The 23,848-nt window shown below is 72.4% G+C and carries 20 protein-coding genes; 5 read left to right on the top strand and 15 right to left on the bottom strand.

What is annotated here, in order from left to right; genetic code table 11:
• Positions 1-50: 50 nt before the first annotated feature.
• From cobT to FHS34_RS30100, 7 genes are all read right to left on the bottom strand, one after another.
• Positions 51-4,601: a nicotinate-nucleotide--dimethylbenzimidazole phosphoribosyltransferase gene (cobT, locus tag FHS34_RS30130; RefSeq protein ID WP_184971192.1), complete on the bottom strand. Its 4,551-nt coding sequence runs from the start codon at positions 4,599-4,601 to the stop codon at positions 51-53.
• A 343-nt stretch (positions 4,602-4,944) separates the two neighbouring features.
• Entirely contained in the window at positions 4,945-6,168 is a 1,224-nt protein-coding gene (gene cbiE / locus FHS34_RS30125) for a precorrin-6y C5,15-methyltransferase (decarboxylating) subunit CbiE (RefSeq protein WP_184971189.1), read from the bottom strand.
• A gap of 102 nt (positions 6,169-6,270) precedes the next feature.
• On the bottom strand, positions 6,271-6,909 hold the full coding sequence (locus FHS34_RS30120) for a GNAT family N-acetyltransferase (protein WP_184971187.1): 639 nt from the start codon (positions 6,907-6,909) through the stop codon (positions 6,271-6,273).
• Positions 6,910-7,137: 228 nt separating this feature from the next.
• Entirely contained in the window at positions 7,138-7,968 is an 831-nt protein-coding gene (locus FHS34_RS30115; protein ID WP_184971185.1) for a MetQ/NlpA family ABC transporter substrate-binding protein, read from the bottom strand.
• Positions 7,969-8,034: 66 nt separating this feature from the next.
• On the bottom strand, positions 8,035-8,772 hold the full coding sequence (locus tag FHS34_RS30110; RefSeq protein WP_184971183.1) for a methionine ABC transporter permease: 738 nt from the start codon (positions 8,770-8,772) through the stop codon (positions 8,035-8,037).
• Positions 8,769-9,803, bottom strand: coding sequence for a methionine ABC transporter ATP-binding protein (locus FHS34_RS30105; protein WP_184971181.1), 1,035 nt, complete (start codon positions 9,801-9,803; stop codon positions 8,769-8,771). The genes FHS34_RS30110 and FHS34_RS30105 overlap by 4 nt, the downstream gene beginning before the upstream one ends.
• Positions 9,804-10,198: 395 nt before the next feature.
• Positions 10,199-10,849 (bottom strand): HAD family hydrolase, encoded by a 651-nt coding sequence (locus FHS34_RS30100; protein ID WP_184971174.1) that lies wholly within the window; start codon positions 10,847-10,849, stop codon positions 10,199-10,201.
• Positions 10,850-10,918: 69 nt separating this feature from the next.
• On the opposite strand from FHS34_RS30100, the gene FHS34_RS30095 reads away from it, so the two are divergent.
• Both FHS34_RS30095 and FHS34_RS30090 read left to right on the top strand, forming a co-directional pair.
• Positions 10,919-11,278, top strand: a complete 360-nt coding sequence (locus tag FHS34_RS30095) for a hypothetical protein (RefSeq protein ID WP_184971172.1) — start codon at positions 10,919-10,921, stop codon at positions 11,276-11,278.
• Between the two features lies 1 nt (position 11,279).
• Positions 11,280-11,699 carry a hypothetical protein gene (locus FHS34_RS30090; protein ID WP_184971170.1) on the top strand — a complete coding sequence of 140 codons (420 nt, stop codon included), beginning with the start codon at positions 11,280-11,282 and terminating at the stop codon, positions 11,697-11,699.
• 72 nt (positions 11,700-11,771) lie between these two features.
• Here FHS34_RS30090 and FHS34_RS30085 read toward each other — a convergent pair whose 3' ends face one another.
• From FHS34_RS30085 to FHS34_RS30075, 3 genes are all read right to left on the bottom strand, one after another.
• Positions 11,772-12,269 (bottom strand): GNAT family N-acetyltransferase, encoded by a 498-nt coding sequence (locus FHS34_RS30085; protein ID WP_184971303.1) that lies wholly within the window; start codon positions 12,267-12,269, stop codon positions 11,772-11,774.
• A gap of 44 nt (positions 12,270-12,313) precedes the next feature.
• On the bottom strand, positions 12,314-12,820 hold the full coding sequence (locus FHS34_RS30080) for a sigma-70 family RNA polymerase sigma factor (protein ID WP_184971168.1): 507 nt from the start codon (positions 12,818-12,820) through the stop codon (positions 12,314-12,316).
• Between the two features lie 92 nt (positions 12,821-12,912).
• Positions 12,913-14,088 carry a glycerophosphodiester phosphodiesterase gene (locus tag FHS34_RS30075; protein ID WP_184971166.1) on the bottom strand — a complete coding sequence of 392 codons (1,176 nt, stop codon included), beginning with the start codon at positions 14,086-14,088 and terminating at the stop codon, positions 12,913-12,915.
• Positions 14,089-14,417: 329 nt separating this feature from the next.
• On the opposite strand from FHS34_RS30075, the gene FHS34_RS30070 reads away from it, so the two are divergent.
• Positions 14,418-15,107, top strand: a complete 690-nt coding sequence (locus FHS34_RS30070; RefSeq protein WP_184971164.1) for a lysophospholipid acyltransferase family protein — start codon at positions 14,418-14,420, stop codon at positions 15,105-15,107.
• Between the two features lie 124 nt (positions 15,108-15,231).
• Entirely contained in the window at positions 15,232-16,860 is a 1,629-nt protein-coding gene (locus FHS34_RS30065) for a multicopper oxidase family protein (RefSeq protein ID WP_184971162.1), read from the top strand.
• A gap of 106 nt (positions 16,861-16,966) precedes the next feature.
• On the opposite strand, the gene FHS34_RS30060 is transcribed toward FHS34_RS30065, so the two are convergent.
• The 5 genes from FHS34_RS30060 to FHS34_RS30040 all read right to left on the bottom strand — a co-directional run bounded on the left by FHS34_RS30060 (position 16,967) and on the right by FHS34_RS30040 (position 23,110).
• Positions 16,967-18,490, bottom strand: coding sequence for an MFS transporter (locus tag FHS34_RS30060; protein ID WP_184971160.1), 1,524 nt, complete (start codon positions 18,488-18,490; stop codon positions 16,967-16,969).
• A 39-nt stretch (positions 18,491-18,529) separates the two neighbouring features.
• Entirely contained in the window at positions 18,530-19,078 is a 549-nt protein-coding gene (locus tag FHS34_RS30055; RefSeq protein ID WP_221509631.1) for a TetR/AcrR family transcriptional regulator, read from the bottom strand.
• 82 nt (positions 19,079-19,160) lie between these two features.
• Positions 19,161-20,132 carry an aldo/keto reductase gene (locus tag FHS34_RS30050; RefSeq protein ID WP_184971157.1) on the bottom strand — a complete coding sequence of 324 codons (972 nt, stop codon included), beginning with the start codon at positions 20,130-20,132 and terminating at the stop codon, positions 19,161-19,163.
• Positions 20,133-20,382: 250 nt separating this feature from the next.
• Positions 20,383-21,816, bottom strand: coding sequence for an argininosuccinate lyase (argH, locus tag FHS34_RS30045; RefSeq protein WP_184971155.1), 1,434 nt, complete (start codon positions 21,814-21,816; stop codon positions 20,383-20,385).
• A gap of 100 nt (positions 21,817-21,916) precedes the next feature.
• Entirely contained in the window at positions 21,917-23,110 is a 1,194-nt protein-coding gene (locus FHS34_RS30040) for an argininosuccinate synthase (RefSeq protein WP_184971153.1), read from the bottom strand.
• 149 nt (positions 23,111-23,259) lie between these two features.
• On the opposite strand from FHS34_RS30040, the gene FHS34_RS30035 reads away from it, so the two are divergent.
• On the top strand, positions 23,260-23,847 hold the full coding sequence (locus FHS34_RS30035; protein WP_184971151.1) for a pyridoxamine 5'-phosphate oxidase family protein: 588 nt from the start codon (positions 23,260-23,262) through the stop codon (positions 23,845-23,847).
• Position 23,848: the final 1 nt, after the last annotated feature.

The raw sequence follows: 23,848 nt of genomic DNA, 5'->3' as shown, positions 1-23,848 counted from the left end.
GGCACGGGTGGTCCGGCAGCTGAACACCGGACCACCCCGCCTGGCGGCGACTACTTCTCGGTGACGCCCGCCGAATCGAACGTCGCCACCTCGTGCATGGCACGGGCCGCGCTCTGCACCAGCGGCAGCGCGAGCAGCGCGCCCGTCCCCTCGCCGAGCCGCAGGTCGAGGTCGACCAGCGGGCGCAGGCCCAGCTTGTTGAGGGCCGCCACATGGCCGGGCTCGGCGCTGCGGTGACCGGCGATGCAAGCGGCGAGGACCTCGGGGGCGATGGCGCGGGCGACGAGGGCCGCGGCACCGGCGCTGACCCCGTCGAGGATCACCGGCGTGCGCAGCGAGGCCCCGCCGAGCAGCAGGCCGACCATGGCCGCGTGCTCGAAGCCGCCGAGCGCGGCGAGGACGCCGATGGGGTCGGCCGGGTCCGGCTGGTGGAGTTCCAGGGCGCGGCGGACGACCTCGGTCTTGCGGGCCAGCGTCTCATCGTTGATGCCCGTGCCGCGTCCGGTCACCTCGGCCGGGTCTGCGCCGGTGAAGACGGAGATCAGCGCCGCGGACGCGGTGGTGTTGGCGATGCCCATCTCTCCGGTGAGCAGCGCCTTGTTACCGGCCGCCACCAGGTCGCGGGCGGTCTCGATGCCCACCTCGATGGCCGCCTTGGCCTCCTCGCGGGTCATCGCGGGGCCGGTGGTCATGTCGGACGTGCCGCCGCGGATCTTGCGCGGCAGCAGGCCCGGGGTGGCGGGCAGGTCGGCGACGACACCGACGTCCACGACGCACACCTCGGCGCCGACCTGGTTGGCGAAGGCGTTGCAGACCGCTCCCCCGCCCAGGAAGTTGGCCACCATCTGGGCGGTGACCTCCTGCGGCCAGGGGGTGACGCCCTGGGCGTGCACGCCGTGGTCGCCCGCGAAGATCGCGACGGCGGCGGGCTCCGGGATCGGCGGCGGGCACTGCCGGGACAGCCCGGACAGCTGCGCGGAGATGATCTCCAGCATGCCGAGCGCGCCGGCCGGCTTGGTCATGCGCTTCTGGCGCTCCCACGCCTCGCCGAGCGCCTTGGCGTCGAGCGGGCGGATCTGTGCGACGGTCTCGGCGAGCAGGTCGTGGGGTTCCTCTCCGGGCAGGGCGCGGCGGCCGTACGTCTCCTCGTGCACCACCCAGGACAGGGGGCGCCGCTTGGACCAGCCGGCCTGCATCAGCTCGGGCTCGTCCGGGAACTCGTCGACGTACCCGACACACAGGTAGGCGACGACCTCCAGGTGCTCGGGCAGGCCGAGCGTGCGGACCATCTCCCGCTCGTCGAAGAAGCTGACCCAGCCGACGCCGAGGCCTTCGGCGCGGGCGGCGAGCCAGAGGTTCTCCACCGCGAGCGCCGAGGAGTAGGGCGCCATCTGCGGCTGGGTGTGACGGCCGAGGGTGTGACGGCCGCCGCGGGTGGGGTCGGCGGTGACGACGATGTTGACCGGGGTGTCGAGGATGGCCTCGATCTTCAGTTCCTTGAACTGCTTCGCCCGGCCCTTGGGCAGCGACTTGGCGTACGCCTCGCGCTGGCGCATCGCCAGTTCGTGCATGGTGCGCCGGGTCTCGGCGGACCGGATGACGACGAAGTCCCAGGGCTGCGAGTGGCCCACGGAGGGCGCGGTGTGCGCGGCCTCCAGGACCCTGAGCAGCACCTCGTGCGGGATGGGATCGCTGCGGAAGCCGTTGCGGATGTCGCGGCGCTCGCGCATCACCTTCAGGACGGCCTCGCGTTCCGCGTCTGCGTAGCCGGGCGCGGCCGGGCCGGTGGACTGCCGTGGTTCCGCCACTTCGGCCGTGCCCTCCTCCTGGTCGGCGGCCCTGGTCTGCAGGTCCTCCGCGTGCTGTACGACATCGGGACCGGGCTCCGCGTCCGGCACGGCCGGTGCGACGGCCGGCTCGCCCTCACGCGGCGCGGGCACGGTGGCCACCGGCTCCGGCTGCTCCTGCGGACCCTGCGCGGTGTGCGCCTCGACGGGCAGGACGAGCGGGTGCGGCGGGGTGGGCGCCAGGTGCGGGGTGGTGGGCACCTGGCCCTCCACCGGTACGAACTGCCCGAGCGGCTGCTCCGGGTGCGACTCGCCCGGGAGACCGGAGAGCAGGAGCTGGTCCGGGTGCTGCGCGGGCGGGACGACGTGCTGCGTGTGCGGGGCGGCCGAGGGGTCCGGAAGGGCACCGTCCGGCATCTGCGGCGGAAGCTGCGCGCCCGCGGCGGCCGGGGCCGGTGCGGGATCGGCAGGTGGCGCCGCGGCGGCGGCCTGGGCCGGACCGGCGGGCTGTGCGGCGCCCGGGTCGCCGGGGTCCGCCGCTTGCGGCTGCCGCGCCACGACGGGCGTGGCCGGGACGCCGGCGTCGTGCGCGGCGTTCTCGGCGATCTGGGGTCCCTGCACCTGGAGCACGGCCGGCTCGGACGCCTGCCCGGCCTCGGCGGCGTCACCGGCGGACGGGGCGGGCACGGCGTCCTGGGCGGCGGCCACGGCCGACTCGGTCTGCGGCGCCTCGGCGGCGCCGACCGTGCCGGCCTCCGGCGCCTCGGCGGCGGCCGTCCGGAGCTGGGGCTGCGGTGCCTCCGGGGTGGCGGCGCCGGGCTCCTGGGCCTGCCCGGCGGCCTGCTGGGCCGCCGGTACGGCGTCGTCGGCAGCGGGAGCGGCCGGGCCCGGCTGAGCCGCGGCGGCTTCGGCGGCCACAACGGCGGCATCGGCGACGGCCTGGACGCCGGCAACGGCAGGGTCCGGCACACCGGCGCCGGCGGCTGCCTCAGCGGCGGCTTCGGCGGGAGCCGGTACACCGGCGTCGGCGGTCTCGGCGGCGTTCTGCGGGACGACGGGCTCGGCGACGGGGCCGGCCTGGGCCTCGGCGAGGGCCGGATCGGCGGCCGGGGCCGGGTCCTGGACGGCGGTCGGGTCGGAGGGGGCGACCGCGCCCTGGGCGGCCACAGGGGCCGCGGCCTGGGCGGAAGCGTCCGCCGGGGCGGTTTCGGCGCCCTGTGTGGCGTCGGCGGGCTGAGCGGCGTCGGCGAGCTGAGCGGCCTCGGCGGCCTGCGCGGCGGCATCCGGCCGCACGCCCTCGACGCTCTCCGGGGCCGCGGCCGGCAGAGGCTGAGCCGCCCCGGCTTCCGCTGCCCCGACGACCTCTGCCCCGACGACCTCTGCTTCGGCGACCGCCGGCTCGACGACCGGCGTCTGCGCCACCACGGTCTCCTCGGCAACCCCCGGAGCGCCTCCCGGCGTTGCCACGACACCGGCGGGTTCCGCCGCCTGCGCGGCCTGCCCGGCGTCCGGTGTCTGGTCGGGTGCCGTCTGGTCGGGTGCGGTCTGGTGCGCCGCAGCCGGGTCCGGTACGGCCTGCCCCGGCGCCGCCTGCTCCAAAACGCCCTGCTCCACCGGGTCCGGGCCCTGGGCGACGTCGGCGTCGGGTCCCTGACCGGCGGCGGCAACGGTTCCCTGAGCGAGCGCGGGGTCCTGGGCATCGCCCGGTACCTCGGCGGCCCGAGCCGCTTCCGCAGGCGCCGGACCGGGCTCCGTACCTTCGGGCGCGGCCACGGCACCGGTGGCGACGGTCTCCCCCGCCGGCGGTACCTCGGCGACCGGGACACCACCGTCCGCGCCGGCACCGTCCACCGCGCCGCCGTCACCGGCGGTCACCTCCGCGGCGGCCACGGCGGCCTGCGCGCCGTCGGCGGCCGGCATGCCCTCGGCGGCCCGGTCCGCCGGAACCGGTGCGCCCTCGGCAGCCGCGCCGTCGGGCACTCCCGGCACCTGACCGTTGTCAGCCCCCTGGGCCCCTGCGGCCGGAAGGCCCTCCGTGCCCGGTCCCGTCGGCGCGGTGTACACGCCGTCGTGGCCGTGCAGCGGCTGCATCCCGTCGTGAGCGTGCACGACGGGCACGTGGCCGGTGTCGCCGGGTGCGGTCTGGACCGCCACCTGGTGGGCGAGGCGGGCCATCGCGGCCTGGGCGGCGTCGGCCGGCTCGGCGGCCACGGGCGGATCAACCGTTTCGGCAGCCGGTGCCGGTGAGCCGACCTGGGCCGGGGCGGCGGGCGCCGCGCCCCAGGGGGCCGCGTTCTGGGGTGCCATCTCGCGCAGCGGCTGGGCGTCGAGGTACTCGGGGCCGGTGGCCGTCGGTCCGGGCTGCCGTACCGGCGCCCCGGCGGGGCCGCGGTCGGCGAGGGAGCGGACCGGGCTCGCGGCGGCGTTCGGGATCGGCGGGCCGAGGTGCAGCGGGCGGCGGGCCTGCTGCTGGGCGGCCGCCGGGTCGTGCGGCGCCGAGAGGATGGGCGACGGCGTCACCGATGCCGGACCCGGGTCGGGCAGGCGGACGCCGCTGAGGTCGACCGAGCCGCTGTCGCGGCCGGACGTCTCGTGCGGGCCCGGCTCGTGCACGGCCTCCACCACCGGTTCCGGAGCGGGTGGCGGCACCTCGTTGCCCCACGCGCCCTGGGCACCCGGCAGCAGCAGGTCTTCGTCCTCGGCGGGTGCCTCGGAGAGGTAGGTGTACGCGCCGTGAGCGGGGACGCCCGGCTGCTCCACCATGCCTGCGCTCTCCGGCTGCCCCTCGCCCGGGACCTGGCCGGTGTCGGTCATGCGTACCCCTCGCCCATCGGTTAGTGCTCCTACGACCAGCTCGCCCGGAACGGCGCACCGACCGCCCCGCAGTGAAGAACGAGCGTCCGTGCCCAGCGGCACGAACGACCCGCCGGAAAAGGCGACAAAGCCATTCAGTGGCATTGTCCCGGCCGTTCCGCCGTCGCGACAGCATGATCCGCGACAGTCCGCTGTGGACTGCGCCACGTTGCGCGTCCTCCGGTTCCGCCGTACCACACCCACCCCAAAGCGGGCGCGCGTTCCGGACATTGGCGAACGAAGTTCGGGCCACCGGTGCGGTACAACGATCGGCCAGCCTACCGCGCGCGGTACGACAACAGGATCACGGGGCGCGATCGGGGAGAACGCCGCTGAGCAGGAACGCGACGCTCCGCTCGGTCTCGGTCCAGGCCCTGGTGTCGAGTTCCACGGACTGGAGCAGGGCGCACTCCACCCGGTACCCGTGCTCGGTCAGGTCGCGGCCGACGCGTTCGGCGGCGTCCCGGGTCGAGGCGTGCGTGACGATGCGCTGCGGACGCCGGTCGGCGACCGAGGAGACCACGGCCGGTCCGCCGCCGCCGACCCGTACGACGTCCGGTTCGGGCAGGTATTCGAGGACGTGCGGGGCGGCGCCGTGGACGACCTGGAGCTGGACGCCGGCCCGGCGCGCGGCCCCCTCGGCGCGGGCGCAGGCGGCCGGGTCGCGGTCGACGGCGATGACGGCCGCGCCGGCCCGGGCGGCCTCGGCGGCGAACGCGCCGGCGCCGCAGCCGATGTCCCACACGAGGTCGCCGACCCGGGGCCCGAGACGGGCGAGTTGGGCGGCGCGCAGCAGCTCCGTCTCGCCCTCGCCGAGCCGGCCGCCCGGTCCGGCGCCGTAGGTCTCGTCGGGCTGTACCCAGCCGCGCGGACCGGCGGCCGGGTCGCGTCCGGCGATCCAGCCGCCGCCCTCCGCCGCGCCGGCCGGGCCGCCGATGACGATCACCACGTTGGGGTCGCGCCAGGTGTGGTCGGGGGCCTTGTCGGAGGTGACGACGGAGACCTGTTCGCGTTCGGTGCCCAGTTCCTCGCAGATGACGAAGGTGCGGTGGACGCCCTCCAGCAGGAGGCCGAGCTCGGCGGGGCCGGCGCCGGGTGCGGTGAGCACGGCGACCTTGGTGTGGGCCCGGCAGACGTTCACGGCGCGGCGCAGGGTGCGCGGGTGGGCGACGACGACCTGGGCGTCGTCCCAGGGCATGCCGGCGCGGGCGAAGGCGGCGGCGACGGCGGAGACGGCCGGGACGACCTCGACCTCCAGGCCGAACTCGGGGGCCCGCAGGGTCCGTACGACGCCGAAGAAGCCGGGGTCGCCGTCGGCGAACACGACCGCGGTGCCGCGGTGGGCGGCGATACGCCGGGCGGCCAGGGCGAGGCTGCCGAGGCGGATGCGCTCGGCGGTGGGCGGCACCTCGGGCAGCGCCAGGTGGTGGGCGGCACCGGCCACGAGGGTGGCGGCGCCGAGGGCGGCCCGTGCCGCGTCGGTCAGCGGGGAGCCGTCCCAGCCGATCACCGTGACCCGGTCGGCCATCGTCGTCAGTCTCCAGAGGTTCTGCGCGGGTCTTCGGGAGGGAACCCGGGGCGGGTCCCGTGAGGGTACCTGGTGAGGCTCGGGGGCTTTACGCCCGTGGGCTCAGTTCCAGTCCGAGTACGAGGTGAAACCACCCGTGTCGGCCAGCTGCTCGCCGGCCCCGGCCAGGTCCTCCGGCAGCAGGCTCCAGACGATGACGTCCGTGCGCGTCTCGGTCCAGGATCCGTCCCCGGTCCTGGTCCGCGCTATCCAGGCGTTGCGGAGCACGCCCTCGCTGATGCAGCCGATCTTCTGGGCCACCTGCTGGGAGGCGGTGTTGTCGGCGGCGGTGCGCAGTTCGAGCCGCTCGAACTTCTGGTCGTGGAACAGCCACTGGGCGATGGCGAGGGCCGCTTCGGAGGCGTAGCCCTCGCCGCGGGCCCAGGGGGCGGTGACGTAGGCGATCTCGCTGGAGCGGACCCGCCAGTCCGTGTTCCTCAGGTGCACGACACCCACGAGCCGCTGGGTGAGGAACTCGGTGACCGCGAGGACGATGCCGCGGCCCGCGGCGCGTTCGTCCGGGGCGAGGCCGGTGATCCACCCGCGGGCGTCGGCCTCGGTGTAGGGGTGGGGCACGGTGGTCCAGGCGACGACCTGTTCGTCGTTCATCATGTCGGCCAGGGCGGGCACATCGTCCTCGTCGAGGGGACGCAGCACCAACCGCTCCGTGCTGATGGAGATGCTGGGGAAGGTGCTCGTCATGCGCCGCTCCGTAACCTTCGGAAATTCCTCGACAGACCGTCAGGGCCGTCAGGCCTGCTGAACTGCCCAGCATGCAGCATGCAACCACCGAACCGCACAACGGGGTCCACACCCCGTGAGGGAGTGGACCCCGTGCGTGGCGAAACGCCGTATACGTGCCGTCAGCGGCCGGTCACCGCGGAACGGCCCCGGCGGCCGGCCGGACCGCCCGTGGAACCGGACGTGGGATCAGAAGGACGGGATGACCGAGCCCTGGTACTTGTCCTCGATGAACTTCTTGACCTCGGGCGAGGTGAGGAGCTTGGCGAGCTTCTTGACCCGCGGGTCCTTCTCGTTGCCCTCCTTCACGGCGAGGAAGTTGCCGTAGGGGTTGTTCTTCGGGGACTCCAGGACGAGGGCGTCCTCAGCCGGCTTCAGGCCCGCGGAGATGGCGTAGTTGCCGTTGACCACGGCCGCGTCCACGTCGTCCAGGGAGCGCGGGGTCTGGGCCGCCTCGACCTCCTTGAACTTGAGGTCCTTGGGGTTCTTGGTGATGTCCCGCGGGGTGGCCTCGTTGCCGACGCCGTCCTTGAGGGTGATGAGCCCGCCCTCGGCGAGCAGCTTCAGGGCGCGGGCCTCGTTGACGGCGTCGTTGGGGACGGCGACGGTCGCACCGCTCTTGAGGGCGTCGGCCTTCTCGACCTTGTGGGAGTACAGGCCGAGCGGCTCCAGGTGCACCGTGACGACGGGCACGATGTGGGTGCCGCGCTTCTTGTTGAAGTCGTCGAGGTACGGCTGGTTCTGGAAGTAGTTGGCCCCGACGGAGCCGTCCTCGGTCGCCGTGTTCGGCGTGATGTAGTCGGTGAACTCCTTGACCTCGAGGTCGAGGCCCGCCTTCTTCGCCAGCTTGTCCTTGACGAAGTTGAGGATCTCGGCGTGCGGGGTCGGGCTCGCGGCGACGACCAGCGGCCCGTCGGTGTCCAGGGAGGCGGAGTCCTTGCCGGAGCCGCAGGCGGTCAGACCCAGGGTGAGGGCTCCGGCGGCGAGGACGGCGGTGGTGAGCTTGGCGGTGTTACGCACGAAAAGTGCCTTTCCTTCAGGGTGGTGCGACCCCGTGTACGGGTGAACGGGGGGTCCGGGGGAGGCTTACGCGACCTTGCTGACGTCGGCCGCCGCGGGCTCCTTGGCCTTCAGCAGGCGGAGCGCCGGCGCGGGGCCGGAGCGGGCGCCTCGGCTGTGCAGGGAGCGGGCGGCGAAGTCGCCGGCGAACTGGATGAGGGAGATGACCACGGCGAGGATCGCCACGGTGATCCACATCAGCTGGGTCTCGAAGCGCTGGTAGCCGTAGCGGACGGCGAGGTCGCCGAGGCCGCCGCCGCCGACCGTGCCGGCCATGGCGGAGTAGCCGATGAGGGCGATGACCGTGGTGGTGGTGCTGGCGATCAGCGAGGGCAGGGCCTCGGGGACGAGGACCTTGCGGACGATCGTCCAGGTGTTGCCGCCCATGGACTGCACGGCCTCGACGAGCCCGTGGTCCACTTCGCGGACGGCCGTCTCGACCAGGCGGGCGAAGAAGGGGATGCCGCCGATCGCGAGCGGCACGATCGCCGCGGTCGTACCGATCGTGGTCCCGGTGACCCAGCGCGTGAAGGTCATCAGCGCGACCATCAGGATGATGAACGGCATGGAGCGGCCGACGTTCACGATCTGGCCGATCACCTTGTTGGCGACGACGTTCTGGAGCAGGCCGCCCCGGTCCGTGAGGACGAGGAGGATGCCGAGCGGAAGGCCGACGACGACGGCGATCAGGGTGGACCAGAGCACCATGCTGAGCGTCTCGGAACACGCCTGGGACAGCAGTGGCTGCATCTCCGACCAGGTCACTTGGCACCTTCCTTCACCAGCAGGGCCTCCTGGCCCACGACGTCGATCTGCAGGCCCTGCTCGCGCAGGAATCCGACCGGCACCACGTTGTCCTCGTAGCGGCCGGGCAGTTCGATGCGCATCCGGCCGACCTGCAGGCCGCCCACGGTGTCGATGGCGGCGCCGAGGATCGAGATGTCGACGTTGTAGGTGCGCGCGAGCTGGGAGATCACCGGCTGGGTGGCGGCCTCACCGTGGAAGGTGACGTCGAGGACGGTCCGGTCGGCGCCGGAGGCCTCGCCGCCCACCGGGAACAGCGCGGCGGCGAGCTCCGAGCCCGGGGTGGCCAGCAGCTCGCTGACCGTGCCGGACTCCATGATCCGGCCCCGCTCCATCAGGGCGGCGGAGTCGCAGATCGACTTCACGACGTCCATCTCGTGGGTGATGAGCAGGACGGTCAGGCCCAGCTGCCGGTTCAGGTCGCGCAGCAGCTGGAGGATGGAGCGGGTGGTCTCCGGGTCCAGGGCGCTGGTGGCCTCGTCGGAGAGCAGCACCTTGGGGTCGCCGGCCAGGGCGCGGGCGATGCCGACGCGCTGCTTCTGGCCGCCGGAGAGCTGGGCGGGGTGGGCCTTGGCCTTGTCGGCGAGGCCGACGAGGTCCAGCAGTTCCAGTGCCTTGCGGGAGCGCTCCTTGCCGGACTTGCCGAGGATTTCCAGCGGCAGCTCGACGTTGTCCTGGACCGTCCGCGAGGACAGCAGGTTGAAGTGCTGGAAGACCATGCCGATCCGGCTGCGCGCCCGGCGCAGTTCCCTCCCGGCGCGCGGGCCGCGGCCGGCCAGGGCGGTGAGGTCCTGCCCGGCGACGGTCACGGTGCCGGAGGTGGGGCGCTCCAGCAGGTTGACGCAGCGGATGAGGGAGGACTTGCCGGCGCCGGACTGGCCGATGACGCCGTAGACCTCGCCTTCGCGGACATGGAGGTCGACGCCGTCGAGGGCGGTGACCTCACGGCCGCGGGAGCGGTAGACCTTGGTCAGGCCCGAGGTGGTGATCACGTGGGTTTCCGTCACTGTCGAGTGCGCGGGCGTGGGTGTGCCCGGGCACGGTGCGTTTCGTGCGTTCGTTCAGGGACGCGGCACGGTTCTCGGGTGGCGGTGCAACCGGGGAGAACGTCGTGTGCGCGGCGGCCTTCGGTCACGTACGGCCGGAGTCGGACGCCGGACGGGCCGCGGCTCTCGCTTCGGGGCGCGAGGCTGGATTGGTGCGGGGGCCCTCTAGAAGGCGCACATTCGACACGGACACATACAACGAGCACCGGGCGTGCGGGTCGCCTCGGTCGCAAGGGTGCGGCAGCTCGTCGTGGTCATGCGATCAGTAAAGCAGACGGGCGGTCCTGACCGGACGCCGCTGTCCGCATAGTGGACAGCGGCGGACAGTGCCGGCGGACGGCTCAGCCGCGGACGGCTATCTCCACTCCCCCGTCGGTCACCAGTGCGGACAAGGCCGACAGGTCCCTCACCACCAGGTCGGCGTCGAGTTCGGCCGCCTCATGGGTTGTGGCCAACGCCACGGTGGTCATGCCGGCCGCGCGGCCCGCCCGCAGCCCGGCGGGGGCGTCCTCGAAGACCACGCAGCGGGCGGGGTCGACGCCGAGCCGCCGGGCGGCGAGCAGGTAGGGCTCGGGGTCGGGCTTGCCGCGGCTGACGTCGTCGGCCGAGACCAGGGATTTCGGGGTGATGCCGACGGCGCCCAGGCGGGCCTCGGCCAGGCGCCGGGTGGCGGAGGTGACCACGGCCCAGCGGTCGGCCGGCAGGGCGTCCAGGAACTCCCGGGTCCCGGGCAGCAGGCGCACGCCGCCGTTCGGCACGTCCTCGACCTCCAGCTGCTCGACCCGGGCGACGGCCTCCGGCACCAGGCGGGCGGGCAGCAGGTCGCCGACGATCTCGACGGCCGTGCGTCCGTGCAGTTCCACGCGGCCGAACTCCTCGGCGGTGATCCCGTACTCCCCGGCCCAGCAGGTCCAGCAGCGCTCGACGGAGTCGAGGGAGGAGACGAGGGTGCCGTCGTTGTCGAACAGGAGGGCGTGCGCGTGGATCGTCATGGTCTAGACCCTACGGGGTACGCCGGGGTCGGCCGCTCCCGCCCGTTTCGGCCGTAATAAGGTCACGGCATGCTCAATGCCCTGACGCTGCTGACCGGCGTCGCCGCGCTGCTGCTCGCCGCCTGGTGCGGCTGGGCCGCCTATCGTGACCAGCCGACGAAGGACTGGCACTTCATCGGCATGGCCGTGGTGTCGCTGCTGGCCGTCGTCCAGCTGGTGATCGGGATCGTGCAGCTGGCGCGGGGCGAGAAGCCGGAGCAGGGCACGACGATCTTCGTGGCGTATCTGCTGGGCGCGTTCGCGTGCGTTCCGGCGGCGGGCCTCATGTCGCTGGCCGAGCGGACCCGCTGGGGTTCGGTGACGGTCGCCGCGGGCGGTGTGGTGCTGGCCGTCCTGGAAGTACGGCTCTACGACATCTGGGGAGGCTGAGATGACGGCGGTGGAGGAGAAGCCGGCCCGGCTGATCAGCGGGCCGGGCATCCTGCTCGTCTGGCTCTACGGCGTGATGGTGGTCGGCGCGGTGTCGCGCTCGGTGTACCAGATCGCGACGGAGTTCGACCGCGCCCCGCTCGCGTACGCGCTGTCGGCCGTGGCCGGGGCGGTCTACGCGTTCATCACGTACACGCTGGTCCGGGGCGGCGAGACGGCCCGCAGGGCGGCGCTGGTGTGCTGCGCGGCCGAGCTCGCCGGTGTGCTCGTCGTGGGCACCTGGACCCTGATCGAGCCGTCCGCGTTCCCGGACGCGACGGTGTGGTCGAAGTACGGCGCGGGCTACCTCTTCATCCCCGTCCTGCTGCCGCTCTCCGCGATGTACTGGCTGCGGAAGGCGCGCACGCGCGAGGGCGCCTGAGGAGCGCGGGCGACCGCGGGCCGGGCGGGACCGCCGGCGCGGTGGGCCGCACCCCTCGCGGTGCGCCGGCCCTCACGCGGTCTGCGCGTACTGGCCCGCCCGCTTCTCCAGGACGATCAGCTCCACGCCGTCGGAACCCTTCCGCCGGCCCACGGTCTCGTAGCCGGAGCGGCGGTACAGGCGCAGGTTGCCCTCGCTGCGGTGGCCGGTGAAGAGGCGGAACCGGATGACGCCCCGCTCCTCCGCCAGGGCCGCTTCGGCGGCGCGCAGCAGCCGCGCGCCGATGCCGTGACCCTGCAGGCGCGGGTGCACGCAGAGCTTTCCGATGTCGGCCGCGCCGTCCTCGGTCACCTTGCCGCGCACCGAGCCGACCACCTCCTCGCCGAGCCGGGCGACGAAGACGCAGTCGGAGGCGACCTCCTGGCGGACGGAGTCCAGGCTCTGCACGAGCGGCTCGATGCGGTAGTTGCCGTACAGCGCCGCCTCGCTCTGGAAGCACAGGTACTGGAGCCGGAAGATCTGCTCCGCGTCCTGCTCGGCCGCCACCGAGATGGTCACGCTCATGCCCATGTGCGCACGCCTCCCGCTCACCTGATCACCTGTCGTCCTCACTCCTATCCCCGTGCTTCGCACGGTGCAACCTCCGGTGTGAGCAATCGGCGCAGACATCCCAGACATCTGGATCGTTCCGGGCCGAGGCTGCCCTGTGAGATACCCAACTCCCCTGCGATTTCCCGGTATGTCAGGTCCCGCGGGGAGAGCAGCGCCTCCATGAGGCGGGGGCAGCGTCCGGGCAGGCGGCGGACCGCGTCGCGCAGGGCGCGGTACCGGGCGGCGGCCAGCACGTGCTGTTCGGGCCCGGGACGGAGGTCGTCGGCCGGTTCACCGTCGTACGGCCGTTCCCGGTGCGTGGCGCGGCGGCTGCGGCGGCCCTCGGCGCGGACGGCCTCGCGCAGCCAGCCGGGCGGGTCCGGGGGCGGGCCGTCGGTCTCCAGCCGCTCCAGGAGGCGGAGCCACACGGCCTGCTCCAGGTCACCCGGCTCACCTCCGCAGGCATATGCCTCGGCGGAGGCCTCGGCGGTGAGGAGCGGGCGCAGGGCGGCTACCAGGTCATGCGTCATATGCGGAACGACGAGCCGCCCCGGCGGCGGGTTGCCGGGGCGGCGCACAGTCACTCCGAACGGGGTGGCTGCCGGTGTGGTGGTTGACGGCGTCAGCGGCCGAGGAAGTCGGCGCGGGCGAGCAGTCCGGTGTCGGCGTTGTCGGTGAAGACGCCGTCGATGCCGGTCGCGAGGTACGTCCGCCAGGCGCCGAAGACGTCGCCGTAGGCGTCGGCGGCGGTGCCCTTGCGGTACTCGGCGGGCAGGAAGGGGTTCTCGTTGCGCATGGTGTACGGGTGCAGGATCAGCCCGACCTTGTGCGCGTCGGGGACCAGCGTGGTGGGCTCGGCCAGGGTGCCGTCGGCCTTCTTCGGGATGACCAGGTCCAGGGTCGGGCCGATGCCCTGGGCGTAACCGGCGATCTCCCGCAGGCCCTTGGGGGTGATCAGGTCGGCGACCGTGCGCGGGTCGTTCGCCTCGACGAAGTCGTACGGGCGGCTGCCGGCCGAGGAGAGCAGGACCACGAGCGGGTTGTCGACCAGCCGGTTCAGCCGCTGGATGCTGGTGGGCTCGAAGGACTGCAGGATGACCGGGGAGTTCCGGCTGTCCTTGCCGTACTTGTGCAGCAGCTTCGCCACCCGCTCCTCCAGGCCGAGGCCCAGCTTGCGGAAGTAGGTGGGGTGCTTGGTCTCCGGGTAGATCCAGACCTGCCTGCCGCGCTTGCGGGTCTGCTCGTCCTGCCACTTGAGGACCTCTTCGAAGGTGGGGATCTCCCAGCGGCCGTCGTAGAGGGTGTTGTGCGGCCGGTTGGCGGGGATGCGTTCGACCGCGCGCAGCGTCTTCAGTTCGGCGAGCGTGAAGTCCTCGGTGAACCAGCCGGTGACGGGGACGCCGTCGAGGACCTTGGTGGTCCTGCGGCCGGCGAACTCCGGGTGGGAGGCGACGTCCGTGGTGCCGCCGATCTCCGGCTCGTGCCGGCAGACCAGGTGGCCGTCCTTGGTGGGCACCAGGTCGCCCGCCTCGACCACGTCGGCGCCCAGGTCCAGGGCCAGCTCGTACGAGCCGAAGGTGTGCTCGGGGCGGTACCCGCTGGCGCCCCGGTGGCCGATGATGGTCGGCACCGGCAGGCTCTTCAGCCCCCGGCCCCCGTGTCCGGCCGTCCGGGCGTCGGCGGCCCGGGCCGTGCCGGGCAGTCCGAGGACCGCTCCGCCCGCGCCGAGCACCGCGGCGCCGAGAAGCGCCCGCCGTCCCGTTCCCTGCGTCTGCCCGTTCGCCTGGTCGCTGCCCATGAGCGCCCTCCTGCCGCTTTCGCTCCGTCAGTGCGGGCCGATCGTAGGGGCGTACACATGACCGGGGGGAGGCCCTCGTTCGAACACCCGGGTGATGTCGTGTGTCGGACGGGCGGCGCGAGGTGACGTGCCGTCGGCGGGGGGGCGGCCCGGTCCGCGCGATGTCCGTCACATCACCGCAAGGCTGTTACACGTCGTCGTTCGTGCGTCACCGCATGTAAACCCGCGTCAACACTTCGTAAGACCTCGGTGAACCCGGCGTCCCCGATGTGCGCGCGGACCGGCGCCACGAGTAATGTCCTCACCTGCACAGACTCATATCGCCCACCTTGACATCGGAGGACCCGTTGTCCCGCTTCGCGCTCATCAAGGCAGTGCTCGGACCGATCATGCGCCTGATGTTCCGCCCACGGGTGGAAGGCGCGGAGCACATTCCGGGCGACGGCCCGGTGATTCTGGCCGGTAATCACCTCACGTTCATCGACTCGATCGTGCTGCCGATCGTCACGAAGCGTCAGGTGTTCTTCATCGGCAAGGACGAGTACGTCACGGGCAAGGGCTTCAAGGGCCGGCTGATGGCCTGGTTCTTCACCGGCGTCGGCATGATCCCGGTGGACCGGGACGGGGCGAACGGCGGCGTGGCCGCCCTGATGACCGGGCGTCGGATCCTGGAAGAGGGCAAGGTCTTCGGCATCTACCCCGAGGGCACGCGCTCGCCCGACGGCCGGCTGTACCGCGGGCGCACCGGTATCGCGCGTCTGACGCTGATGACCGGCGCGCCGGTGGTGCCGTTCGCCGTGATCGGTACGGACAAGCTGCAGCCGGGCGGCCGGGGCATCCCGCGGCCCGGCCGGGTCACCATCCGGTTCGGTGAGGCCATGGAGTTCTCCCGCTACGAGGGCATGGACCGGGACCGGTACGTGCTGCGGGCCGTGACCGACTCCGTCATGACCGAGGTCATGCTCCTGTCGGGTCAGGAGTACGTGGACATGTACGCCACCAAGGCCAAGGCCGCCTAGAGCCGTCCGACGGACCGGCGCGGTGCCGCCGTCCGTCCGCCTGCAGGTGGAATCTGTCCCCGACACATCGAGCATTCGGCCGTATGAAACGGCCATATGACCCCACAACATGTCTGATTCAGACATGTACAAACCTTCTCGGCGTACTCTGCTCCGTACCCCGATCGCCGCCGCCGGCGCGGGACTCCTGGCATCCTGCACCAGCTTCGGGTCCGACCCCAGCGCCGGACCCGAACACGCGAGCGGCGGGGAGAAGTTCGTCCCGGCCGGGCCCAAGGGGTACGTCAACCCGTCGGATCCGGAGGTCCTCGCGGCCGAGCGGAAAAGAGGGGCCGGCCGCGTACGCACCTTCAGGTTCACCGCCGACGAAGCCACGCTGGACCTGGGCGGGCGGTCGGTCCGCACCTGGGCGTACAACGAGGAGGTGCCGGGCCCACTGGTGCGCGTCACCGCCGGCGACATGCTCGACCTGACGCTCGCCAACCGGCTGCCCGCCACGACCACGCTGCACTCCCACGGTGTACGGCTGCGCTGCGACATGGACGGTGTCCCGGACCTGACCCAGCGCGCCATCGCCTCCGGGGACGACTTCCGCTACCGCTTCACCGTGAAGCACCCGGGAACGTACCTGCTGCACTCCCACGTCGGGATGCAGCCCGACCGGGCCCTGTACGCGCCGCTCATCGTCGAGGACCCCAAGGAGCCGCTCTCCTACGACAAGGAGTGGCTGGTGATCCTGGACGACTGGCTCGACGGCGTGGACGGCTCCACCCCCGACGAGGTCCTGAACCAGCTCAAGCCCGGCGGCTCCATGGACATGGGGGGTATGGCCATGGGGCCGGGCCACCACAGTCAGAGCCCGGGCGGGTCGAAGAAGGCGCACGCCTCGCCGGCCAAGAAGTCCTCGGGCCCCAACCGGGTGCTGCACAAGTCCCACAGCCGGATGCTCCACGGGGAGGGCGGCAGCGTCGCCTACCCGTGCTACCTGGTCAACGGGCGCCTGCCGGACAACCCCTCGGTGTTCCGCTGCCGTCCCGGCGACCGCGTGCGGCTGCGCATCATCAACGCCGGTTCGGAGAGCGCCTTCCGGGTCGCGCTCGGCGGCCACAAGATGACCGTCACGCACACCGACGGCTATCCCGTGAAGCACAAGCAGACCGACTCCCTCCTGATCGGCATGGCGGAGCGGTACGACGTGCTGGTCACGGTCCATGACGGGGTCTTCCCCCTGGTCGCGCTCCCCGAGGGCAAGAAGGGCAGGGCGCTCGCCGTCCTGCGCACCGACAAGAAGAGCAGGAACCTTCCCTCAGCCGATGTCCACCCGGACGAACTCGACCGGGAGACCGTCCCCGCGCGCCGCCTGCTGCCGGACGACTCCGTGGCGCTGCGCGAGCGTGACCCCGACCGCGAGCTGCGCATCAGGATCACCGGCAGCATGGAGAAGTTCGACTGGGGGTTCGACCACAAGGCCTACTCCGCCCAGCAGCGTCACGCGGTCCGGGCCGGCGAGCGCGTGCGGCTCACCCTCATCAACGCCACCAGCATGTGGCACCCGATGCATCTGCACGGGCACACCTTCTCGGTGACCGGCCTGGACTCCGTGGGCGCGCGCAAGGACACCGCGCTCGTGCTGCCGCACCGGAAGCTGGTGATCGACTTCGACGCCGACAACCCGGGACTGTGGATGCTGCACTGCCACAACCAGTACCACTCGGAGAGCGGGATGATGACGGTGCTGGGCTACCGCAAGTGACGTCCGGGTGACGCGGCCGGTCCGGGCCGGGCCGCGCGGGGGCCTTCGCACGCCCGGGCGGCCCGGCAGCGCGTCGGCGGGGCTCCGCACGCCCGGGCCGGTCCGCTCAGCCCGTGCTCTCCAGGCTCTGCCCCTTCAGCAGGAACCACGCCACGGCCGAGGCCGCGAGGAGGACCACCGCCCCCGCTCCCGAGGCCAGGTGGAGACCGTGCACAAAGGAGTCGCGGGCCGCGTCGAGCAGGGCCTCCGCCTGCTGCGGCGGCAGGTGGGCCGACGCCTGCACCGCGGCCCCCAGGGACTCATGGGCGTCGGCCGGGGTTCCGGCCGGGCCGGTGAAGCCGCGGTAGACACCGGTCACGATCGAGCCCAGCAGGGCGATGCCGAGCGCCGCGCCCAGCTCGTACGCCGTCTCGGAGACCGCCGAGGCGGCGCCGGCCTGGTCCTTGGGGACGCTGGAGAGGATGACGTCGGCGGTCACCGTGAAGGAGAAGCCCGCGCCGACGCCCACGACCAGCAGGGCGGCGCCGAGGACCGGGTAGCCGGTGGACTGGCCGAGGGCCGTCAGCGCTGCCAGGGCGACACCGACGGCGGCCAGGCCGCCCGAGACCACCGTGCGGACCGAGAAGCGCCGGGCGGCACGGCCCGCGACCAGACCGGCCGCCACCGCGCCCACGGCGGCGGGCAGTTCGGCCAGACCGGCCTCGAACGGGCGTCGGCCCTGGACGAGTTGCAGGTACTGCGAGAGGAAGAACACCAGCCCGGACATGCCGAGGACGGTCAGCAGGTCGGCGAGGACCGCTCCGCTGAAGCCGCGGCGCCGGAACAGCCGCATGTCGAGCAGCGGTACCGGCATGGTGAGCTGGCGGTGGACGAAGCCGTAGAGGGCCGCCGCACCCAGCAGGCCGGAGCCGAGGACCGTCCCGGTGAGGCCGTGGGTGGCCGCCTCCTTCACCGCGTAGACCAGGGCGATCATGCCGATCAGCGACAGCAGGACGCTGATCAGGTCCCACGGGCCCGGGTGCGGATTGCGGGACTCGGGCAGGGTGCGGATCCCGACCAGGACCAGGACCGCCATCACCGGCAGGTTGATCAGGAAGACCGAGCCCCACCAGAAGTGTTCGAGGAGGAATCCGCCGGCGATCGGGCCGACGGCCGTACCGGCGGAGGCGGTGGCGCCCCAGATGCCGACGGCCAGGCTGCGCTCGCGCGGGTCGTGGAAGATGTTGCGGATCAGGGCCAGGGTGGCCGGCATCAGCGTCGCGCCCGCGACGCCGAGCAGCGCCCGGGCCAGGATCATCAGTTCGGGTGTCGTCGCGTAGGCGTTGAGCACGGACAGCGCGCCGAACGCCGTGGCGCCGACCAGCAGGATGCGCTTGCGGCCGATGCGGTCGCCGAGGCTGCCCATGGAGACCAGCAGACCGGCGATGACGAAGGAGTAGACGTCGCCGATCCACAGCAGCTGGGTGCCGGAGGGGTCGAGGTCTTCACTGATGTAGGGGGTCGCCAGGCCGAGGACGGTGGCGTCGACGGCCACCAGCAGCACGGCCAGGACGAGGACGGAGAGCGCGAGCCAGCGGCCCGGGCGCTTCACCGCCCCGGTCTCGTGTGCCGGCTGCAGGGTGCTGGTCATGATTCCTCTCTTCGTGCGCGTGTGCGTCGTGCGTGTTCGTCACGGGGTGGTGCGTCGTGCGCCGCCGAGCAGCAGCTCGACGATCATGTAGGTGAAGTCGTTGGCGGCCACCCGGCCCTCGCTGACGGCCCAGGCGCCGGAGGCCAGCAGGCCGTAGAGGGCCTCGGTGAGCCAGGCCGGGGTGAGGTCGATGCGGAACTCGCCGGTCTCCTGACCGCGCCGGAACAGGGCCGTGAGGCGTTCGTCCATGCGGGCCCAGCCCTGGTTCTGCTGCTCGCCCTCGAACAGCTGGTTCTCGGTGTAGAGGAAGGCGAGCAGTCCGGCGGCGGGTTCGATCGCGCGGACGAGACGGTGTACGGCCTCGCCCGCCGGCCCCTCGTCCACCCGGGCGGTGTCCAGTGCGGCCTCGCACTCGGCGATGCCGAGCGCCTCCAGCGCCCGGACGAGGGCGTCACGGCCGGCGAAGTGGCGGTGCAGCGTGGCGCGGCTGATCCCGGCGGCCTTGGCGACCTCGTCCATGGTCGCCGTGGATTTGCGCGTCAGCAGGGTGGCTGCGCTGCGCAGCACGTGGTCACGATCGAGGGCCATGAGACAACAATAGCCCACGTGAGACATTCTTGTCTCACAGTGGGCATGCGTGACTCATAGCTGCTGATCAGGACGCTGATCGTCAGTGCCAGGGCAGCCCTGCGCGCCGCTTCCAGTAGGCGGCCGGCTCCTCCCTCAGCGTGGCGAGGCGGGTCAGCTGGTCCACGTCGAGGTCGACGGCGGGGGCGTGCAGGTTGGAGAAGAGCTGGGGGACGGTCGCGGCGCCGGAGAGGACCACGCCGGCCCACGGCTGGCGCAGGATCCAGGCGAGGGCGACGGCGTCGCAGCCGAGGGAGGTCTCCTCGGCCACCGCCTTCAGCATGTCCGGGGCGTGGGGTTCGGCCAGCCGGCCGTTGGCCATGCCCTCCTTGACGATCACGGTGAGCCCCGCGTCGTGCGCCTCGGCGAGGGCGGGGCCGGCCGAGGTCTCCAGGGCGTTGTACGTGGACTGGACGGTACGGAAGAGGGGTTCGCCGTCGACCGTGACGGCAAGGGCGGCGCGGATCGCGTCGGCCTGGGCGGGGCCGCTGGTGGAGAAGCCGACGGTCAGACCGCCGGCGGCGGCCTCGGCGAGCCGCGCGTGCAGGTCCCGGTCGGTGAGGGCCGGGCTGTCCGGGGTGACGGAGTGGATCTGGTAGAGGTCGAGCCGGTCGCCGAGCAGGGCGTCGGTCTCGGCGCGCTGCCGGTCGTAGGTGGCGAGGCCGTGGTCCTTGACCTCGTGCTGTTCGGCGTCCGTCGTCCAGCCGGCGGTGTAGGTGTAGCCCCACTTGCTGCCGACGACCACGTCGTCGATGTCGGGGCGGGCGTTCAGCCAGTCGGCGAGGAACTCCTCGGAGCGGCCGTAGGAGCGGGCCACGTCGAAGTACCGGACGCCCTGGGCGTAGGCCGCGTCGAGGAGTTCGTGGGTGCGGGTGCGCAGGGCGTCCGCGCTGCGGTTCTCGCCGAGGTCCCGGTCCCTGCCGAGGTTGATGTAGCCGGGGCGGCCGACCGCGGCGAGGCCGAGGCCGATGTGGCAGGTGGGGGTGGTGGCTGTGGCCAGTCGCGCGAAGGGCATCGCGGGCTCCGTTCGGTCGGCTCCGGTCCGGCTTTCGACCAACGTAACCCGCGGTGGGCCGGGGGGCCGGGCGCCATCTGGCTCGGGCCCTGAGGTGGTTCGGCGGGTGCGCGTACCTCGTGGTTGCCCGCGCCGTTCCCCGCGCCCCCTTGCGCCTCTGGGCCCCAGGTGCGTCGGCGGGTGCGGCGGGTCTGTGGTTGCCCGCGCCGTTCCCCGCGCCCCTTTGGGGGGCGCGGGGTTCGGGGGGCTGTCAGGGGTGGGTTTTGGCTGTTGCCCAGGTCTGCTGGGCCGCTACGTCGGCCTTCACCTCTGCCAGTTGGACGGCCACCGCGGCGGGGGCCGTGCCGCCTCGGCCGTTGCGGGACGCCAGCGCGCCGGGGACGTTGAGGACCGAGCGGACCTCCGGGGTGAGGTGGGCGGAGATCTTCGCGAACTGCTCGTCCGTGAGGTCGTCCAGTTCCTTGCCCTCGGCCTCGGCGACCTTGACGCACTCCCCCGCGACCTCGTGCGCCACGCGGAACGGCACGCCCTGCCGGACCAGCCACTCGGCGATGTCGGTGGCGAGCGAGAAGCCCGCCGGGGCCAGCTCCTCCATGCGCTCACGGTGGACGGTGAGGGTGGCGATCATGCCGGTGAAGGCGGGGAGCAGCACCTCCAGCTGGTCGCAGGAGTCGAAGACCGGCTCCTTGTCCTCCTGGAGGTCGCGGTTGTAGGCGAGGGGCAGTGCCTTGAGGGTGGCCATCAGTCCGGTGAGGTTGCCGATGAGACGGCCGGACTTGCCCCGGGCCAGCTCGGCGATGTCCGGGTTCTTCTTCTGCGGCATGATCGACGAGCCCGTGGAGAACGCGTCGTGCAGCGTGACGAAGGAGAACTCCTTGGTGTTCCAGAGGATGATCTCCTCGGCGATCCGGGAGAGGTTCACGCCGATCATCGCGGTGATGAAGGCGAACTCGGCGACGAAGTCACGGGAGGCCGTGCCGTCGATGGAGTTGCCGGCACTGCCGTGCTCGAAGCCGAGGTCCTCGGCGACCGCCTCCGGGTCCAGGCCCAGGGAGGAACCGGCGAGCGCGCCGGAGCCGTACGGCGACACGGCCGTCCGCTCGTCCCACTGGCGCAGCCGCTCGGCGTCCCGGGACAGGGACTGTACGTGGGCCAGGACATGGTGGGCGAAGAGCACCGGCTGGGCGTGCTGGAGGTGGGTGCGGCCGGGCATCGCGACGTCCGGGTGGGCCTCGGCGAGGCCGATCAGCGCCTCCTGGAGGTCGGCGATCAGGCCGCCGATCGTCCGGGCGTGGTCCCTGAGGTACATCCGGAAGAGGGTGGCCACCTGGTCGTTCCTGGACCGGCCGGCGCGAAGCTTGCCGCCGAGGTCCGGGCCGAGGCGCTCCAGCAGGCCGCGCTCCAGGGCGGTGTGCACGTCCTCGTCGGCGACGGTGCCCACGAAGGTGCCGGCGGCGACGTCCGCCTCCAGCAGGTCGAGCCCGGCGATCATCCGCTGGAGCTCGTCCTCGGTGAGCAGTCCCGCCTTGTGCAGCACGCGCGCGTGGGCGCGCGAACCGGCGATGTCGTAGGGCGCCAGTCGCCAGTCGAAGTGGACGGACGCGGACAGCTTCGCCAGCGCCTCGGCGGGACCGTCGGCGAAACGGCCGCCCCAGAGCCGTACGTCACCGCTGTTGCTGCTCACTTGCGTTGCTCCTCGAAGCTTGTGATGTGCCACCGCCTCCCCACCCTTCCAGGCGGGGAGGCGGCTGTCAGGCCGATGCGCGCGAGGTGACCCGCGGGGGTTACGCCAGGTCCCGCTTGGCGGCGATCTTCGACGACAGGCTGTAGATGTCGATGAAGCCCTTGGCCGCGGCCTGGTCGAAGGTGTCGCCGGTGTCGTAGGTGGCCAGGTTGAAGTCGTACAGGGACGACTCCGAGCGCCGGCCGGTGACGACCGCGCGGCCGCCGTGCAGGGTCATCCGGATGTCGCCGGTGACATGCTGGCTGGCCTCGTCGATGAAGCCGTCCAGGGCGCGCTTGAGCGGGGAGAACCACTGGCCGTCGTAGACCAGCTCGCCCCAGCGCTGCTCGACCTGCCGCTTGTAGCGGGCCAGCTCGCGCTCGACGGTGACGTTCTCCAGCTCCTGGTGGGCCGTGATCAGCGCGATCGCGCCCGGGGCCTCGTAGACCTCGCGGGACTTGATGCCGACGAGGCGGTCCTCGACCATGTCGATCCGGCCGATGCCCTGGCCGCCCGCGCGCTCGTTGAGCTGCTGGATGGCCTGGAGGACCGTGACGGGCTTGCCGTCGATCGCGACCGGGACGCCCTGCTTGAAGCTGATGACGACCTCGTCGGCCTCGCGCTGGACGGCCGGGTTGGAGGTGTACTCGTAGATGTCCTCGATAGGGGCGTTCCAGATGTCCTCCAGGAAGCCCGTCTCGACCGCGCGCCCGAAGACGTTCTGGTCGATGGAGTACGGGGACTTCTTGGTGGTGGCGATCGGGAGCTGCTTGGCCTCGCAGAAGGCGATCGCCTTGTCCCGGGTCATCGCGTAGTCGCGGACCGGGGCGATGCACTTCAGGTCGGGGGCGAGGGCGACGATGCCGGCCTCGAAGCGGACCTGGTCGTTGCCCTTGCCGGTGCAGCCGTGGGCGACCGTGGTGGCGCCGTGCTTCTTGGCGGCGGCGACGAGGTGCTTGACGATCGTCGGCCGGGAGAGGGCGGAGACCAGCGGGTAGCGGTCCATGTACAGGGCGTTGGCCTTGATCGCCGGGAGGCAGTACTCGTCGGCGAACTCGTCCTTGGCGTCGGCGACCTCGGCCTCCACCGCACCGCACGCGAGGGCGCGCTTGCGGATGACGTCCAGGTCCTCGCCGCCCTGGCCGACGTCGACCGCAACGGCGATGACCTCGGCGCCCGTCTCCTCGGCGATCCAGCCGATGGCGACGGAGGTGTCCAGACCGCCTGAGTAGGCGAGTACGACGCGCTCGGTCACGGGTTTCTCCTCACAGTGCATTCGCTGACATGCATGAGTATGCAGGGTTCTGCATGATTCGTCAATCAACGCCCTGGGCCGGCGGTCAGCCGCACCGGATCGGGTGATTCCTTAGACAGACGAAAGAGCCGGGGCGATACTCGGGAGACATGGGAAAGACCTACGAGCGCATAGACGGCAGACTCCGCGCCTTCATCGAGGAACAGCCCCTCTTCTTCACCGCGACCGCCCCGCTCGCCACCGACGGCACGGTCAACCTCTCCCCCAAGGGCCTCAAGGGCTCCTTCGTCGTCCTCGACGAACTCACCGTGGCCTACCTGGACTTCGCCGGCTCCAACGCCGAGACCATCGCCCACCTCCGGGAGAACGGGCGGATCACCCTGATGTGGTGCGCCTTCCAGGGCCCGCCGAACATCGTCCGCGTGCACGGCCGGGGCGAGCCGGTCTTCCGCGACGACCCGCGCTTCCCGGAACTGCTGGCCCGGTTCCCGGACATCGACCACACCGCCCACGGACTGCGCGCGGTCATCGTGGTCCACGCCGAACTGGTGCGTGACACCTGCGGGTACGCCGTCCCCTACATGGCGTACGAGGACGACCGCGATCTGCACGGCAAGCGGTTCGCCCGCGAGGACGACGCCTCGCTGAACATGTACTTCACCAAGAAGGAGCACGTCGCGACGAGCCTGGACGGACTGCCCGGGCTGCCGTTGCCGTTGCCGCCGTCTACTGTCTGAG

The sequence above is a fragment of the Streptomyces echinatus genome, assembly GCF_014203595.1.
GTDB lineage: Bacteria > Actinomycetota > Actinomycetes > Streptomycetales > Streptomycetaceae > Streptomyces > Streptomyces echinatus.
Note: the sequence above shows the minus strand (reverse complement) of the source record. Positions and strands in the feature narration are given on the sequence as shown.